This window comes from Anaeromicropila populeti, from assembly GCF_900112775.1.
Taxonomy (GTDB): domain Bacteria; phylum Bacillota; class Clostridia; order Lachnospirales; family Lachnospiraceae; genus Anaeromicropila_A; species Anaeromicropila_A populeti.
The window spans coordinates 88,622-106,655 of the sequence record NZ_FOYZ01000012.1 but is presented as its reverse complement, the minus strand read 5'-3'; the positions used below and the strand labels follow the sequence as shown (position 1 = coordinate 106,655).

Below are 18,034 nucleotides of genomic sequence, written 5' to 3'. Positions count from 1 at the left end.
AACTCCTTTCCTCATGTACAGAATTGGAATAGGAGATGGAAATGAGAAAATTAGCTCTTAGTGACGAAATATTACTTACAGTTGAAAAACCTGCACGTTATATTGGAAATGAATATAATATGGTTGTAAAGGACCTTGATAAAATTGATATACGTTTTTGCATGTGCTTTCCAGATGTTTATGAAATTGGAATGTCACATCAGGGAATTCAGATTCTTTATGATATGTTTAATAGAAGAGAGGATACGTATTGTGAAAGAGTGTACTCTCCATGGGTAGATTTAGATAAGATAATGAGAGAACAGCAAATTCCTTTATTTTCTTTAGAATCTCAGGAACCAGTTAAGCAATTTGATTTTTTAGGCATCACTCTGCAATATGAAATGTGTTATACCAATATTCTGCAAGTTCTTGACCTTAGTCAGATCCCAATTTATGCAAAGGAAAGAACAGAAGAGGATCCCATTGTAATTGGTGGTGGTCCATGTGCCTATAACCCAGAACCTCTGGCAGATTTTTTTGACATGTTTTATATTGGTGAAGGGGAAACCGTTTACGATCAACTGTTGGATATTTATAAAGAAAATAAACAAACCAATGGAACCAGAAAAGATTTTTTGGAAAAAGCTGCGTCTATTGAAGGAATTTACATTCCATCCTTTTATGAAGCTGCGTATTATGATAATGGAATATTAGAATCCTTTGAACCGATTAATCCCCATGCTCCCAAAGTAATTAAAAAACAGGTTGAAATGAATCTTAGTGATACTTTTTACCCTGAGAAACCACTGGTTCCCTATATTAAAATCACACAAGACCGAGTTGTATTAGAAATTTTGCGTGGCTGTTTAAGAGGCTGTCGGTTCTGTCAGGCAGGGATGATTTACCGTCCAATCCGAGAAAGAACACTTACCTTTTTGAAGGAACGAGCAAATCGGATGTTAAAGGCTACAGGACATGAAGAAATATCTTTAAGCTCTTTAAGTTCAAGTGATCATACAGAACTTTCTGAACTGGTATATTATCTAATCGAGGAATTTGGAACAAAGGGTGTTAATATTTCACTTCCGTCCCTGCGAATTGATGCTTTTGCACTGGATGTAATGAGTAAGGTTCAAGATGTGAAAAAAAGCAGTTTAACTTTTGCACCAGAGGCTGGATCCCAGCGTCTAAGGGATGTAATTAACAAAGGGTTATCCGAGGAAGATATTTTAAAAGGAGCAATGGATGCGTTCAAAAGTGGCTGGAATCGTGTAAAGCTTTATTTTATGCTGGGGCTGCCAACTGAAAATATGGATGATATTGAAGGAATAGCGGTATTGTCAGATAAAATTGCAAGAGAATATTATACCATACCAAAGGATCAGCGAAATGGAAGAGTCAGCATTGTTTCAAGTACATCCTTTTTTGTTCCAAAGCCGTTTACACCTTTTCAGTGGGTTAGGATGGCAACTAGCGAAGAATTTTTGGACAAACAGCGCTTTCTAAGTGGAAAAATGAAAGAACAGATTAATTATAGAAGTATAAAATATAACTGGCATGAGGTAGAACTTACGATGCTGGAAGGGGTACTTGCCCGAGGAGACAGAAAGCTTTCTTCCGTTCTTTATGATGTTTACAAAAAGGGCTGTATTTATGATGCCTGGTCGGAACATTTCAAATACGAAAAATGGATAGAAGCATTTGAAGAGAACCAGATCGATCCTTTATTTTATACAAGCCGAGAACGTGCTCAGGATGAGCTTCTGCCATGGGATTTTATTGATGCTGGAGTATCCAGACAGTTTTTATGGAAAGAGTATCAAAATGCAATAAGCGAAAAGGTGACACCAAACTGTAGACAGGCTTGTGCAGGCTGTGGAGCGTCAGGATTTGGAGGAGGTGTTTGCTATGAAGGTAAGAATTAAATTTTCTAAAACAGGAAGCATGAAATTTATCGGACACTTAGATGTTATGAGATATTTTCAGAAGGCTTTTCGGCGATGTGAAATAAATGTATCCTATTCACAAGGGTTTAACAGACATCAGGTTATGTCGTTTGCACAGCCATTAGGTGTAGGTTTAACCAGTGAAGGAGAATATTTAGATGCTCAGCTTGAAAGTTCTGAATCATCTGAAGAAATGATAGAAAAAATTAACCATGTTATTACAGACGAAATACAAGTACTGTCTTTTAAACTGCTTCCAGAGGACAGTAAACCTGCCATGTCACTGGTGGCATGTGCAGATTATCGTGTAGAATTAAAAGATAATTATGAGGCAGTGGAAGATTTTGAGATAAGGTTTTATGATTTTTATCATCAGGATACAATTGAAATTGAAAAAAAATCAAAAAAAAGCAGTACGATTATGGATATTAAGCCATTGATTTATGAGTATAAATTTGAACAAGAAGGTCTTTTTCTAAAAGTAGCAGCGGGAAGTGTTAACAATCTGAAGCCAGATTTGATTATGGAAGCCTTTTATCAGTTCCTGGGCAAAGAACTTTCACCTTTTTCTTACCAGTACCATCGGATTGATTTATATGCACAAAAAGAGGATAGGTTCATTTCACTGGATGATTTTGGGGTAAATATGAAAGAAGGACTTTCAGGTGAACTGTAATGTGTGAAGGAAAGAACCGGCTAATCATACTAAGAATGAATCAGAAATACTATTCTATACTGATAGACAGTACAGATGTTTTACAGATAAACGTAGAAAATTCTGATACAGAAAATTATCTGGGGGACATTTATCTGGGAAAAGTAAAGAACATTGTGAAAAACATTAATGCAGCATTCGTGGAAATTAGCCCTGGAATGATGTGCTATCTGGCGCTTTCTAAGCAGGAACAGCCTATTTACAGCAATGGCATACAGAAGAAAGGGGTTCAGGCTGGAGATGAAATCATTGTTCAGGTAGACAAAGAGAATATAAAAACAAAAGCTCCCTCTGTTACCTGCAATTTTAATCTGACTGGCAAGTATGTTGTGTTAACTTATGGAAAAAGCCATATTGGAATTTCTGCCAAAATAAAGAGCGAAAAAGAACGGCAGCGTCTAAAAAATGCGATAGCTCCTTTTGTAACAGAACAGTATGGTTTTGTAGTACGGACAAATAGCGAGGGAATATCGGATGATTTATTGCTTCGTGAACTTATGTTTCTGAAAAAAAGATATGAAAGAATTATTTCCCAAGGTATTCATTTTACTAGATTTTCTTTGATTGAAAAGGGGCTTCCGGGTTTTTTATGTGATATCCGGGATAATAACGATAAAAATTTGGATGCAATTATTACAGATGACAAGGAGATATTCCAGGATGTCAGACAATATTTACTGGATTATCAAGAAGAAGATGTTAATAAACTAAGGTTTTATGAGGATACCATGATATCATTGAGAAAGCTGTACAGCCTTGACACCAAAATAGAAAAAGCATTACAAAAAAAGGTCTGGCTTAAATCAGGCGGATATATTGTGATTGAACCAACGGAAGCATTAACAGTTATCGATGTGAATACAGGAAAGGCTGTTCATGGTAAAAAAAATGAGCAAGAAACATTTTTCAAAATTAATATGGAATCTGCAAATGAAATTGCGAAGCAGCTTCGACTTCGGAATATTTCTGGAATCATTATTATTGATTTCATTGATATGAAGAGTGAGGAAAAGAAAACCCTGATAATGACCAAACTGAAGGAATTATTTGCAAAGGATCCAGTAAAAACTGTTTTAGTTGATATGACCCAGTTGAATTTAGTAGAAGTTACCCGGAAGAAAGTCCGCAAACCTTTATGGGAACAGTTAAATGGGAGGAATGAGTGAAGTGATAAAAACAAATGCTCTTAGAATTTTGGAAAAAGCAAAAATTTCGTTTCGGACAGTAGAATATGAAGTAGACGAAAATAATCTGGCAGGAGAAGAGGTTGCTCGAAAAGCAGGAATGCCTCTTCCACAGGTGTTTAAGACTCTGGTTGCCAAGGGAGAACGTAAGGGTTATTGTGTCTTCTGTATTCCAGTAGACAAGGAACTGGATCTGAAGAAAGCAGCAGCTATTTTGGGAGATAAAAAGGTGGAGATGCTTCCTATGAAGGATTTATTAAGTATTACAGGATATATCCGGGGTGGATGTTCTCCTGTGGGCATGAAAAAGAAATTTCCAACCTTTTATGATGAGTCGGCTTTTGCTTTTGATGAAATCAGCGTAAGTGCAGGGGTTAGGGGCTGTCAAGTGATTTTAAATCCAAAGGATTTGGTTTCGCATACACAAGGTGTACTGGGAAATATAACCTGTTAGATTGACACACTTTTATCATTTTTTGCAGATATCCTTATGGTGGACTTAAATTGCAAATCTTATACTATTATAGAAGGGATAGAGAGCTATGAATGATTTTTTTACTTCCAGACAACGTTGTGCGATATGCAAAATAGTATCTTTGTTTCTAATGACTCTTGTTTTTTCGATTATTTTCGATACATATTCGAATTTTGCGGTCAGTGCTGCTACTAGCATGAAAATTCAATACAATGGAAAAACAATTAATTTTTCAGGACAGCAGGTAGGGGTTACTGTAGATGGAACTGCTGTTGATTTGAATGGAACAAAGGGACTTGAAATGGTAAATTCTAAAAAAGAAGAAATTTATATGGTTTCGGCCTATGATGTTTTTCAACAGGGATTAGGTGCATCCTATACGTATTCTAACAAAAAAATAACTATTGAGAAGTTTGGGATTGTCATACGTATGACAGTTAATAGAAGAACAGCATATGTAAATGGAAAAAAATATACGCTGGATTTTCCACCTGTGTTTGTCAGATATGTTGCGCAAAATAAGACAAAGCTTTTAGTGCCAGCTCAATTTGTGGCAAAAAGTCTGGGATATTCCTACAGCTGGAAAAACCATTCCAATACATCGGCAACTATTTCTATGACCACTCCTTTTTATCTGAGATATAATAGTAAATGGAGAAAATATACTGGTTCCAAGGGTAAGGTTACTTTAGACGATGAGAATATTAGTATTACGGACATGCCAGCTATTATCATTAATAATACGGTAATGGTGCAGGCTGAGAAGGTATTTACCGATAGTAGAATTGGTGCTGAATATGAATATAATCCAACAACTAAAGTTATTACGATTACCAAAAATGATATTACAATTAAAATGAAAATTGACAGAAGGGCGGCTTCAGTCAATGAAAAAACCTATAGACTTTCTTGTGCACCTAAATTTATACGGAATGCAAAAAATGATAAGGTGTTCCTTATCGTCCCAGCCTATTTTGTTGCAAGAAATTTAGGCTATAATTATATATGGAATCAGTCAACTGCTACTGCATGTCTAACAAGACCAGATGGAATTTATTTTGAATGGAATGCTACAGAGGTTCCAGTTGTATCGGATATGCCAGTAGTATCAGAAACACCTATCCCAACGATGACTCCAGAAGTATCAGAGATGCCAATTCCAACGATGACTCCAGCTGTATCAGAAATTCCAGTTTCAACGGTAACCCCTATTGTATCAGAAACGCATGTTCCAACAGTGACTCCAGCTACATCGGAAGAACCTGCTTCCGCAGTATTAAAGGTTGTTGGAGAACGCAAGGGGAATACAGAAGTAATTTCTTTTACTGGAACGAATGAATTTAGCGACTATTACGTTTCAGAGGAAGATGCAAAGATAACCGTTACGGTTTATAATGTGTTAGACTATATGGGTGGGCAGAACTTAGAAATTAAGGAACCCTATCTGATGAAGGGAGCTGCGTTGCTATATAATCAGGATGCAACGGCAACCTTAACGATTTCTAAAAAATATAGTGATACAATGTGTAAAGTAGTGATGGATGGAAATTATCTTACTGTTACACTAATAGCAAATAGCGCCATTAAAATAGCAGTCGATTGCGGGCATGGTGCATACACAGCTGGAAAAAGAACGCCGCCTTTACCGTTTGCATTAGATTTTGATCAGGATGGTGTTATCGATGCAAAAAAAGGAAGTCAGATACGTGAGCATACCGCTAATGTCGGTGTCGGAAAATATCTGGTAGAAGAGCTTGAACGGTGTGGTTTTGAAGTTTATAAAAGTGCATTTGGCACTGAGGATGTTCCATTATCAACTAGACAGGCAAACATTAAAAAGAGTGAGTCAGACTATTCAATCAGCATTCATTACAATGCAATTGGAAGTGGGAGCAGCTTTACAAGCGGAAATGGTATCGAAGTTTTTTCATATCGGACAACTGCCAATGCAGGTGATTCCAAAAAACTTGCGTCAGCTGTTTTAAATCAAGTTAAAAATGGGACGAAACAACTAAATCGAGGTGTGAATACGAATTATAATTTTGCAATGTGCAATACATCTGCTATGGGAACGAAGGCGAGTATTTTATTGGAATGTGCATTTATGACTAATTTGCATGAGGCAACTACCATGATGGGGAATGTTCTTTACTGGAAAGAAACTGCCCAAGAAATTGCAAAGGGTTTTTGCGACTACACTGGTATGGTTTATATTCCTGAAAAATAAAATTTTATCATAATAAGGGGAACTACTGAATGAAATGGAATGGTTTTAGCGGGAGCACAATAAAGCTTATGGCACTTTTTTTCATGCTGGTTGACCATACAACAGCAGTACTGGTACAATCTGATAAATATCCTGCTTTGTATGAAACAGGCCGGGGAATAGGAAGAATTGCATTCCCTTTGTTTTGCTTTTTGCTGGCAGAGGGCTTCTATCATTCGAAAAATGTGAAATGGTATTTGGTCAGGCTGTTGTTATTTGCGTTTGTTTCAGAATTGCCATTCAATCTTGCATTTCGTGGTACCTTGTTTTATCCGCAGCATCAAAATGTGTTTTTTACGCTGTTTTTAGGATTACTGCTTCTGGTTTGCCAGAGACAGCTATCCCATCAATTTATTAAATTGGGAAGCATAATTGTTATTTTTGTAACTGCACTATTATTTCAAACAGATTATTCGTATGCAGGTGTAATGTTAATCTATTTTTTTGCAAGCTGCAGGGATAATCATAAGAAACGATTTTTAGGTAATGTAATATTCAATTCATTTTTGCTGCAATTGACAGGGATTTTTTCAGCGATACCTATGGAATTCTACAATGGGAAAAGAGGATGGAGGTTAAAATACGTTTTTTATGTATTTTATCCCGCTCATCTGCTTATCCTATATTATATCAGGTTTGTGTTAAATTTTCAGTTTTAACAAATTTTAATAAAACCATTGACAAGCAGGCTAAGGTGTGATTTAATATTATGGTATGCCGCACAGTGAGGTTATAAGCGGAACAGTTTCGGCTGTGACCACCATAACTGGCGAGTAATGAAGTAGGAGGTGCCATATGTACGCAATCATTGCAACAGGTGGTAAACAGTACAAAGTATCTGAAGGCGATGTTATTAATATTGAAAAGCTTTTTGTTGAAGCTGGTGAAGAAGTAACATTTGATGATGTATTAGCTGTAAGCAAGGATGGAAAATTAGAAGTTGGAAATCCTAGCGTTGGTTCTGCAAGTGTAAAAGCTACAGTTGTAAAGCAGGATAAAGCTAAAAAAGTTATCGTTTACAGATATAAAAGAAAATCTGGTTATCATAAGAAAAACGGACACAGACAGCAATATACACAAGTTAAGATTGAAAAAATCAATGCTTAATCAGGTTATTGTATGATAAAGGTCAGAATTTCAAGAAATGATGCTGGTATTTGTAAGCAGTTCAGCCTGCATGGACATGCCGGATATGCTGAAAATGGCGAAGATATTGTTTGTTCTGCGGTATCTGTTTTAGTCATTAATACAATTAATTCCATTGAAACCTTTACAGATGATGATTTTTTTGTTGAATCAGAAGAAGAGGATGGATGGATTGGTTTGGAGATGACAGGAACCATGAGTAAGGAGACTGAATTGTTAATTAATTCTATGCTTTTAGGCTTGAAAGCAATTGAAGAACAATACGGAAATAAGTTTATTTCTATTATAGAACAGTAATTTACTTATACTCAAGGAGGTGTAAGCGTATGTTAAAGATGAATCTTCAGTTTTTTGCACATAAAAAGGGAGTTGGTTCTACTAAGAATGGTAGAGATTCAGAATCCAAGAGATTAGGTGCAAAGAGAGCAGACGGTCAGTTTGTTTTAGCTGGTAATATTCTTTACAGACAACGTGGTACAAAGATTCACCCAGGCGTAAACGTTGGACGTGGCGGTGATGATACTTTATTTGCTTTAGTTGATGGTGTTTTAAGATTTGAAAGAAAAGGTAGAGACAAAAAGCAAGCTTCTGTATACCCTGTAGAAGCAAAATAATTTTGTGAAACCAAGCCCCAAACTTTGAGATTTCAATGATTTGGGGCTTTTTATTCTAGAAAAGAGGTAATTATGTTTGCAGATCATGCTAAAATTTATATTCGTTCAGGAAAAGGCGGAGATGGTCATGTAAGCTTCCGTCGTGAACTTTTTGTGGCAGCAGGGGGGCCAGACGGCGGTGATGGCGGAAAAGGCGGCAATGTCATTTTTGAAATAGATGAAGGTTTGAATACATTAAATGATTTTCGACATATCCGTAAATACATTGCCGGTGATGGAGAACCAGGCGGAAAAAAGAAATGTCATGGTGCTAATGGTAATGATAAAATAGTAAAAGTTCCTCCTGGAACTATTATAAAAGATGCCGCTACAGGAAAAGTAATTACAGATATGTCTTTTGAAAACAGACGTGAGGTTATATTAAAGGGTGGAAAAGGAGGAAAGGGCAATATGAATTTTGCCACTCCCACTATGCAGGTACCTAAATATGCCCAGCCAGGCCAGCCGTCTCAAGATTTAGAAGTTCTATTAGAATTGAAGGTAATTGCAGATGTGGGGCTCGTTGGATTTCCAAATGTTGGAAAGTCTACATTTTTATCCCGTGTCACAAATGCAAAACCGAAGATAGCAAACTATCACTTTACAACCTTGAATCCTAATCTTGGAGTTGTTGATTTGGAAGATTCCAGGGGGTTTGTGATTGCAGATATTCCGGGGTTAATTGAAGGTGCTTCAGAAGGAATTGGACTTGGACATGAATTTTTACGTCACATTGAACGTACTAAGGTAATAATTCATATGGTGGATGCAGCATCTACGGAAGGAAGAGATCCAATTGAAGATATTAAGATTATTAATTCAGAATTAAAAGCATACAATGAAAAATTAATGAATCTTCCACAAGTAATTGCAGCAAATAAAACAGATGTTTTTTATGGAGACGAGGAAGAAACTGTAGTTTCTGTGCTTAGGGATGAATTTGAAAAGGACGGCATTAAAGTATTTCCTATTTCCGCAGTCAGCGGCAAGGGAATTAAAGAGCTGCTGTATTATGTAAGAGAAATGTTGGACAATATTGATGATACCCCAGTTGTCTTTGAAAAAGAATTCTTTCCAGATACGTTGGTTTCTGAAAATGAACCGATTATTGTAGAAAAAGTTGAAGATGGCGTTTTTATTGTGGAGGGACCACGTATTGAAAAAATGCTTGGATATACAAATCTCGATTCTGAAAAAGGGTTTGGATTTTTTCAGAAATTCATGCGTGAAAACGGCATAATAGAAGAATTGGAAAAGCTGGGAATAACAGATGGTGATACTGTTAAAATGTATGATTTACAATTTGATTATTATAAATCCTAATAAAATCTATTTCAAAAGGGGTTGCATAAGCGATATTTTATGCAACCCCTTTTGGAGGAAAATGTAGAAAAATAAAAAAAAGTATAAAAAAATATTAATATAAACTGAAAGATTTGTATTGAAATTTAATTTAAAGTACAATATAATTGAATAAGGAAGAGCTTACCATATTAGGTAACAGAATCTATGAGGTACATATACGGGGGAATTTATTTTGAAATCATTTAATCCATATGAGGTTTTGAACGTTAAACAAGGTGCAACAAAGGATGAGATTCGAAAGGCATATCGTGCCCTGGCAAGAAAATATCATCCTGACTCCAATCCTGGTGATAAGGTTGCAGAGGAGAAATTTAAACAAATATCAGAAGCATATGATATTTTAAGCGATGATGTCAAGAAGGCTGATTATGATAGAGAACAAAGACAAACTAGTTCTGCTGGAACGGGACGTGGTACTGCTGGCGGAGTGAAGAAGCAGCCTGCCCAGAGAAGAACTGGCAGCCAAGGTACGAAAGTAGATATGGGTGAAGAGTTTAAGAAATCACAGCAACAGTTTAATGATTTTTTTGGGTTTAAGTTTTAACAGGGAATTCTTTATTTTGAGATTGGAATACGAAAAACAAGGGGGCGGCTGTACATGCAGATTCAATACACAGAAGATGGATATTTAAAGTTGTGTCTTGAAGAAACAGAAAAGATTAATTACGATATTATACCTAAAATGAATTCTAATGAATTCATCCTGCCGTGTATGAGAGATCGTTATGACAGGAATGTTGTCTTATATTATAAAGGTGAATTTGTATCGTTACTGGATTATTTAGAAGAAGTAACATTAGATTTTGATGGTTTACAGGATATTGTTATAAAATGTTTAGAGGCGTTTACCAGCATTTATGATGCAGGGTTTTTAGACGCGAATATTATAGAAGATTTAGAATTCGTGTTTATTAATAAAAAGACAATGGAAATCAAAGTAGTTTATTGTCCTATTAAAACAGCCATTAATACTCGTAACTGTCAGGATATGATGATGAATTTGTGTAAGACAGCTGTTACGAATAAGGCCACCCTTCTTCTTGGAACGCTGCTGGAGCAGATTAGCCAGCCGGATTTTACGGTTAAGGCTTTGAAAAATGCTGTTGAGACATTAAATATTCATGCAGTTGCAGAAGTGAAAGTGGTTGAGAAGGTAGTTGAGAAAAAAGTTGAAGTTGAGGTTGAAAAGATCGTTGAGAGACCAGTTGAAATTGAACGAATTGTAGAAAAAGTAGTGGAAAAGCCAGTTGAAGTTGAAAAAATTATTGAAAAAATGGTTGAAGTAGACAAGATCATTGAAAAACCAGTTTCAACAAGTAAAATATTATTGTCATCAGGTGTTTCAATTGTCTGTATTGGTGTTTTTACAGTTGTTTTGCCAATGGTTTTACATAATATAGGGGACGGGAATATATTTACCCAGCCTGGAACAGGAAGCATATTGTCAGTTGCTTTATCTGCATTATCAGTTGCAGGTATTAATTTTGGTATTTTAAAATCAGGCAGCTCAAAGAATTCTTCTGATGTGACCCGTGGGAATCGTGCTCAAAGTGCAAACGGAGGTTATGACAGTGCCCGCGTAACAACAGCAGCATCTGCTGAAAGAAGTACACCTCAGGTTCGTCCAGGAAATGTCGAAAGAAGTGTGAAGACTTCTCGGAATCAGCAAAGTGGTGTTCCATCACGCCCTGCTGTAGATAGTATGGATTCAGCACGAGTAAAAAGTACGGGTTCTAAGCCGTCAAATACGGTTTCTGCACAGCCAACGGTACGTCCAGAGTCACCAGCTGCATTTCAGCCAACGGAAGATGGTGCTACAGGAGTGCTTGGCTATAACAGTTTTAATAATGCCTATTTAATAGAAGATGGAAAATCCAGTATGATGGATCGTATTTTTGTGGATGCGGATACTTTTGTAATTGGAAGAGAAGGCGCTGTAAATTATAAAATTGAAGAAAATTTCATTTCTAAAAGACATGCCCAGATTGTGCAGAAAAACAATGAATACTATATTATTGATTTGGGCTCCAGTAATTTTACCTATCTGAATGGTAATAAATTAGAGCCAGATAAGGAATATGTGATAAATGATGGTTTTAAAGTTTCCTTTGGTAAAAAAGGCTTTACGTTTAAGAGAGGATAGGTGTGTAAATGGGTTTTTTATATGTTACAAATACAGATGCTGGAATTGAAAGAACCTTGAATGAGGATAACTATCTGGTAAATGTAGTAGATACTTCTTATGGAGAAGTTTGTCTTGCTATTGTTTGTGATGGTGTTGGTGGTTTGTCTCACGGAGATAAGGCCAGCAGCTATGTAGTGACAAAAATGGATCGATGGTTTCGCTCCTATATTAAAAAAGATATTGATTTTACTACGCTGGTTCACGATGTGAATACAGAAATTGAAAATATTAATTTTGAATTAATACAGATGGGTTTTGAGGCCAGAAAAAATCTTGGTACAACAATTAGTGCCATCTTATTTATAGATGGAAATTATTATACATTTCATATTGGTGATACCAGGATTTATAAGTATGCAGATGGGTTAAGATATCTTACCTTTGACCATACTGTTTTGGGTGCAAAGATTATGAATGGTCAAATTACCGAAGAAGAAGCAAGAAAGAGTAAAGAGAAAAATGTGCTTCTTCAATGTGTAGGTGTCACCAAAAACTTAGAAATACATAATACAAATGGAACTTATGATAGTGAGGATGTTTTTCTTCTTTGCAGTGATGGACAGTATAACCAGTTGAATGATGGGGAAATCGAGGATGTTCTTGAAGCCATGATTGATTTTTCTCAAGAAGAAATGCAGGAGACGGCATTGGAGCTAATTGAATCAGTAAAATATAGAGGTGAGAGGGATAACATAACCTCCATTTTTATTAAACTGAGTTAGGAATGTTTTTCTGCAATGGCAGTTAGCTAAAAGGAGAATAGCTATGCATGAGAGATTAGAAGTTTGTAAAAAATGGGTAATGACAGCAACTCTATTTGCAATGTTAATGTGTACTGGGTTTATCAGTAAGCATATTGTGGTACATGCTGAAGGTACAACCAATTCATTGAATGCTACCTGTTGTGATATTGTTTTTGTCCTTGATATTAGTGGTTCTATGAAAAAAACAGATTCTGACAGAATTTCAATTGAATTAATGAAAATAATGGTTGATATGTATTCATCAACAGATAATCGTATCGGTTTTGTTGGATATAATGATACCATTGCCTATTCTTATCAATTAACTCAGGCAAATGATGCTGTAGAAGCAAGTAAACTAAAGGATTACATAGATAATATTGAATTTAAAGGTGAAACAGACATAGGACTTGGACTAAAAAAAGCAGTTTCCATGCTTGCTGATAATAAAGAGGAAGGCCGTGAATCCATTGTTATTCTGTTATCAGATGGTAAAACGGATTTAAAAAATAGTGATTCGGGGCGTTCAGAAGCCGACTCCCAGCAAGATGTTGATGATAGTGTTCAGCTTGCAGTTGAAAATGATATTCCCATTTATACAGTTGGTTTAATAGGTTCTTTTAATACACACGTTGACTATTTAAGTGTGATTTCCCAACAGGCAGATGGGCAGTCTTATACTGCAACAAGCCCATTTCAATTAGTGGACATACTGAATGATATATTGAAAAGGCACAATAACCCTGTTATGAAAAATATTGCCACTTTAGTTTCTGACGGAGCAATGCAGGAAGTTAGTGTTAATGTATCTAATAAATATATTAAAAAGCTGAAGATACTGGTATTATCTACTAAGTCTATATCTAATGCTGGTATAATTGGAAGTGGTTCTAATGAAAAAGTAACTTCCTCTAAGCATTATTCCATAATAGATGTGGATCAGCCATCATTTGAATCGGCCATTCTATATTTTGAAGCACCAAAAAAGAGTAATGTTACTGTAAATGTGCAAGAAATCTATTCCCTTCAGGGAAGTATGCAGATGAATGATAAGATTTACCGTAACGATAAGGCGTTATTCCAATTTCACTTAATGGATACGGAATCAAAAGAATTAGTCGAAGAAGAATCTATTTATAGTGGATTAGAATATAAATGTTATTTAGTTAATGTGACAAGTCAAGAAGAAAAAGAATTAACATTTTCAAAGCTGTCTACAGGAATTGAAATGGAATATACTTTTGATAATAATGATATTTATCAGATTAAGATTGTATATTCTGGTGATTACATGCAAGGTATTTATGAAACAGATGAATTTCAGGTTTTTAACAATGAACCCATTGCAGTAGGTTCCCTTGAATACAGAATTTGTGTAAAAGAGTCATCTGAAAAATATGATTTATCAGAATTATTTGATGACAAAAAAACACAAGAGTTATCTTATTCTGTTCAGACTGTGGATGGAGATTATCTGAAGCTGGATTTGCAGAACAATGTTTTGGAAGTAGTACCAGAAGAAGTTGGTGTTACGGTAATTACATTAGCGGCAGAGGATTCAGAGGGGAATACATATGTTTCAACAATGACCATTGATTGTGTTTCATTCTGGGCCATGTATCAGGCAATCATTGTTGGAATCGCAATTGGTGTTATTATTCTGATTTCTATAGCTGCCAGTCTATATGTAATATTGAAAAATAAACAAGTGAAACAGAAAGAACAGGGACATTTTGTTGGAAGCTTAATTGGATATGTCATTGATGTGAAGAGTGCAAATGACATTCCACCACTTAAATGGGATTTATCCATGTATCCAAGTGGAGGAGTATCCTTAAGAAAGCTCTTAAATGATGTTCGGATGAATGATGATTTTTTAGGTTCCGATCGCATTTGGTTTTATCCGAAATCAGATTCTGGAATAGAATTAATCCACAGCCTAAACAGCAGTATATTTATTGGAACACAGATTGTAAGCAAAGACATCCCTGTAACCATATACTCAGGAGAAAAAATATATGTCTGCTTTGATGAAAATGGCTGTGAATTGGAACTTCGCTATAGACTATAAAGCATTACTACTATTTGATGATTACATAAATACAAAAATGCATTAGGGGGGTGTCAATCAGTAATGCAAGAATACATTGATGATACTTTATACGCCAATATGCATGATGTTGCGCTGGAGTTTGGAACTGTTTTAAAATCACGATATCGGATTGCAAATTATTTTGCAATTGGACATACTAGTTTACTATACATTGCAGAAGACTTAGAAGCAAAGGAAAGCAAAGAATCTAAAGTACTAGTGAAAGAATTTTGTCCTTATTCTTTTGCCAATCGTGATTTAGACAGAAGGACTGTTGTCTGTAAAGGAAATGCTTATAAAAAGCCTTTTATGCAGATGTTTACAGCCTTTCAATGTGAATGTGAGGTGGTTCAGAAACTTAAAAATCTGCCAAAAGACCTTTATGTTCATGTGGTTGGTTATATTGATAGCTTTCAAGAAAATGAAACGCAGTATCTGGTTATGGATTTTGTAGAAGGTATGGATCTTGAACATACCATTCAGTCAAATTGCACGTTAAACTATAAGAAAACAATTCGGTCATTAATTTCGATTGTTAAGGGGATTCATAAGTTGAATATTCTTCACAGGGATATTAAGCCCTCCAATATAATGGTCAGGTCAGATGGAAGCTTGGTATTAATTGATTTTGGTTCTGCTTGCTTAAATGGACAGACAAATACAGAAATTTCCTTTGCAAGCAAAGGCTATTCTGCCCCTGAGTTGTATGAACAAAAGATGTGTACAAAAAAAACAGATATTTATAGCGTAGGAGCTGTTATTTATTATTTGACTACTGGCATTATTCCGTTAGATGCAATGGAGAGGAAAAAGAAAGATGAACTAGAAAGTGTTTCTAACTATGCTGAGGTACCCTTTATCATGGAGTATTTTATTAAAAAATCCATGGTGCTAAATGAAAAGCATCGTTTTCATTCATTAAGTATGCTTTATCTGCTTTATTTATAAAAAAGTACAATTTAGAATAAGGATGCATTCTATATTTAAAAATCCGGAATATTTTTTATTCCGTATAAAAATAAAATTATTTAAGAAAGGGAGTTATAGCTAAATATGGATATAATCAGACAAACAAACAGGACTATATTATTTGAAGAGTTCAATCCTCAAAAGTTGGACTTACTTACTTTAGTTGGTGATGTTAAGGACGTGGAAAGCCTTAGTGATACAAAGATTAAAGAAATTAATGAAGAATTATTATGTAAAGATTTTGATGAATTTCTTGATAAGTTTTCGCCAACCGTGTATTCCTATTTTAGTGCAGGAGATCAAAAGGTTCTTTATACGTTAAAGAAACCTGAGTCTCTTCCGGAAGAATTTGTAAACGAAATCCCTTTAAACAGACAAAATGATTTTCTAAATATGTTATTTACATTAATTGATACCAAACGTTCACAGGGATTAATTAATGTTGATTTCAAATTTGAAAACATTTTGGACATGATTTCTCCTAAAAAGGTAATGGAAGATATTAAGCAGGCTCGTAAGGAAATTCATTATTTATATGGAAAACATGAAGAACTTGAAGAAGGTGATCCGAATAAATTGGAGCTTGCAGATAAACTGAATTATAAGTTTGAAGAAGCAAGCCAGAATTATAATAACGTAATGGCTATGCTGCCACTTGCGATTGAAGATATTAAGACAAGATTACTTTTTTCACAATCTTCAGATTCTGAAAATGCTGCGCCATTACAGATTGGTGTATTGTCTATGAGTGAAACAGGTGAGCTTAAAGTATTAGAGGCTCCAAAAGAAAAGAAGAACGAACTGGTTGCAATAAATGATAATAATATGGCCGGTCTTATTGAAGCATTTGAAGAGGATTATGATGCAATTAATGAGGATGAGCCATCAGATTATGTACGAAGCTTAGTTGTCAGAACATTCTGTCCGTTGACAGCAGTAGTAGATGATCAGATAGATATAGCTGCAGAGGTAGATAAATATAATACATACCTTGAGTTTTATAAAAATGCAAAAGATGAGTTTGTAAAAGCTGTTAAGCCATTAGTTGAAAAAATGTTAGGTGTAAAAATGTTCTTTGAACAGTATACCACAAAGCAAAGAGGTATGAAGCCTACTTTATTAATTACAAATACAAAGCTTGATTTAATGGTTAAAAGTAATAATATTCCAAGATTGGAAACCTTTTTAAATACAGTTAATGAGAAAAATGATTTTAATAATACGGTATGGTTAGCAATTGTTCCAGATCTTGAAATGGAAGCTGCTAATAAAGTGAAAGTTCGTAGAACTCGTTTTCAAGGTACCAATGCTGTTGAAAAGCAGGATGGAAACACAATGGAATCATTAACAATGTTGTTAGATTGTATTAGAAAGTATAAGATACAGACTTTCTTTAGTTTCCAGACAACAGAAAATACAACATTTAATTATGTTGCAACTGCTGGTGTAGATAAATTTATGGAAAAATGTGAAGGGTTATTAAGAAAAGAATATAGCGAGTATGTGTCCTGTTGTATTCCTAACTTTACAATTATTCCAAAAGAAAAATCTGGAGTTATTATTGATAATAGAATGCAGGTGAATGATGCTGGTGGAGTTATCCTTTCTAAAGAAAGAGAAGATATATTAAAGCTTTGGATAGAAGGCGTGTACATTAGTTCCGCCTATGTAGCTGCTGGTATTGTAGCTGCTTACCAGTGCCCAGAATATTTGAAGACAGTATTTAAAAATGTTACTCCTAAATATCCAGGTATTCGGTTTGATATTGAAGCAGGAGATAATTCCCTAAAGGTTATAACGACTATGGCGCAGGAGATTACAGGTTTTACTAATGCAATTAAAACCTCAATTAACAGCAAAGGATTTGGCTTTGTTTTTGCATCTGAAAACTCTCAGTTAAATGGTAAGGATGTTAAGCAGATAACAGTATATAAAGCAAGAACAATGGCATTAGTAGACGACTCTTATGACTCTGTTTATAAAACACTAGTTAGTACTTATATAGAAAGAATTTTAAAATTCCAAACAACAGACTTTAAACAAGACAGTGTGGTCAGATTCTTCAGTAATAATCCACAAAGTCAAAAGCAGCAATGGCTTACAGATAAAAATTATATTAATGCCATTATTCAAGAGGGCGATGATCTTGGTTGTACCATTGATGATGAAACAGGAGTATGCAGCATTAATCTTGTATTTAATGGTAATATTAAAAATCTTGAGGTGGAGATTACAAAATCTACTTCAGCGTAATGCTGGCAGGAACAAAAGCGTTGTTTTAGCTAGCTCATATGGATAATAGATCACTATGAT

General features: G+C 35.1%; 16 protein-coding genes. All 16 read left to right on the top strand.

Annotated elements, in window-relative coordinates; genetic code table 11:
* The first annotated feature begins 41 nt into the window (after positions 1–41).
* The 16 genes from BM305_RS14940 to BM305_RS14865 all read left to right on the top strand — a co-directional run bounded on the left by BM305_RS14940 (position 42) and on the right by BM305_RS14865 (position 17,974).
* The gene (locus BM305_RS14940; protein ID WP_092562495.1) at positions 42–1,907 is read left to right on the top strand and encodes a TIGR03960 family B12-binding radical SAM protein; all 1,866 of its coding nucleotides are present in this window, start codon (positions 42–44) and stop codon (positions 1,905–1,907) included.
* On the top strand, positions 1,891–2,604 hold the full coding sequence (locus tag BM305_RS14935; protein ID WP_092562492.1) for a TIGR03936 family radical SAM-associated protein: 714 nt from the start codon (positions 1,891–1,893) through the stop codon (positions 2,602–2,604). The genes BM305_RS14940 and BM305_RS14935 overlap by 17 nt, the downstream gene beginning before the upstream one ends.
* Complete coding sequence (locus BM305_RS14930; protein WP_092562489.1) at positions 2,604–3,809, top strand: ribonuclease E/G; 1,206 nt, start codon at positions 2,604–2,606, stop codon at positions 3,807–3,809. Before BM305_RS14935 ends, BM305_RS14930 begins: the two co-directional genes overlap by 1 nt.
* A gap of 1 nt (position 3,810) precedes the next feature.
* Complete coding sequence (gene ybaK, locus BM305_RS14925; RefSeq protein WP_092562532.1) at positions 3,811–4,281, top strand: Cys-tRNA(Pro) deacylase; 471 nt, start codon at positions 3,811–3,813, stop codon at positions 4,279–4,281.
* A gap of 88 nt (positions 4,282–4,369) precedes the next feature.
* On the top strand, positions 4,370–6,529 hold the full coding sequence (locus tag BM305_RS14920) for a stalk domain-containing protein (protein ID WP_092562486.1): 2,160 nt from the start codon (positions 4,370–4,372) through the stop codon (positions 6,527–6,529).
* Positions 6,530–6,558: 29 nt separating this feature from the next.
* Positions 6,559–7,227: a TraX family protein gene (locus BM305_RS14915; RefSeq protein WP_092562483.1), complete on the top strand. Its 669-nt coding sequence runs from the start codon at positions 6,559–6,561 to the stop codon at positions 7,225–7,227.
* Between the two features lie 136 nt (positions 7,228–7,363).
* The gene (gene rplU / locus BM305_RS14910; RefSeq protein WP_092562480.1) at positions 7,364–7,675 is read left to right on the top strand and encodes a 50S ribosomal protein L21; all 312 of its coding nucleotides are present in this window, start codon (positions 7,364–7,366) and stop codon (positions 7,673–7,675) included.
* Between the two features lie 12 nt (positions 7,676–7,687).
* Positions 7,688–8,011 carry a ribosomal-processing cysteine protease Prp gene (locus tag BM305_RS14905; RefSeq protein ID WP_092562477.1) on the top strand — a complete coding sequence of 108 codons (324 nt, stop codon included), beginning with the start codon at positions 7,688–7,690 and terminating at the stop codon, positions 8,009–8,011.
* A gap of 29 nt (positions 8,012–8,040) precedes the next feature.
* A complete protein-coding gene (gene rpmA / locus BM305_RS14900) occupies positions 8,041–8,328 on the top strand; it encodes a 50S ribosomal protein L27 (protein ID WP_092562474.1) in 288 nt (95 codons plus the stop codon).
* A 72-nt stretch (positions 8,329–8,400) separates the two neighbouring features.
* Positions 8,401–9,690: a GTPase ObgE gene (gene obgE / locus BM305_RS14895; protein WP_092562471.1), complete on the top strand. Its 1,290-nt coding sequence runs from the start codon at positions 8,401–8,403 to the stop codon at positions 9,688–9,690.
* 214 nt (positions 9,691–9,904) lie between these two features.
* Positions 9,905–10,276, top strand: coding sequence for a DnaJ domain-containing protein (locus BM305_RS19770; protein WP_092562468.1), 372 nt, complete (start codon positions 9,905–9,907; stop codon positions 10,274–10,276).
* A 54-nt stretch (positions 10,277–10,330) separates the two neighbouring features.
* Positions 10,331–11,875 (top strand): FHA domain-containing protein, encoded by a 1,545-nt coding sequence (locus BM305_RS14885; protein WP_092562465.1) that lies wholly within the window; start codon positions 10,331–10,333, stop codon positions 11,873–11,875.
* A gap of 8 nt (positions 11,876–11,883) precedes the next feature.
* On the top strand, positions 11,884–12,639 hold the full coding sequence (locus tag BM305_RS14880) for a PP2C family protein-serine/threonine phosphatase (protein WP_092562463.1): 756 nt from the start codon (positions 11,884–11,886) through the stop codon (positions 12,637–12,639).
* Between the two features lie 43 nt (positions 12,640–12,682).
* Positions 12,683–14,731 carry a vWA domain-containing protein gene (locus BM305_RS14875; protein WP_092562460.1) on the top strand — a complete coding sequence of 683 codons (2,049 nt, stop codon included), beginning with the start codon at positions 12,683–12,685 and terminating at the stop codon, positions 14,729–14,731.
* A 63-nt stretch (positions 14,732–14,794) separates the two neighbouring features.
* Positions 14,795–15,700, top strand: a complete 906-nt coding sequence (locus BM305_RS14870) for a serine/threonine-protein kinase (RefSeq protein ID WP_092562457.1) — start codon at positions 14,795–14,797, stop codon at positions 15,698–15,700.
* Between the two features lie 105 nt (positions 15,701–15,805).
* Complete coding sequence (locus BM305_RS14865) at positions 15,806–17,974, top strand: transcriptional regulator (RefSeq protein WP_092562454.1); 2,169 nt, start codon at positions 15,806–15,808, stop codon at positions 17,972–17,974.
* Positions 17,975–18,034: the final 60 nt, after the last annotated feature.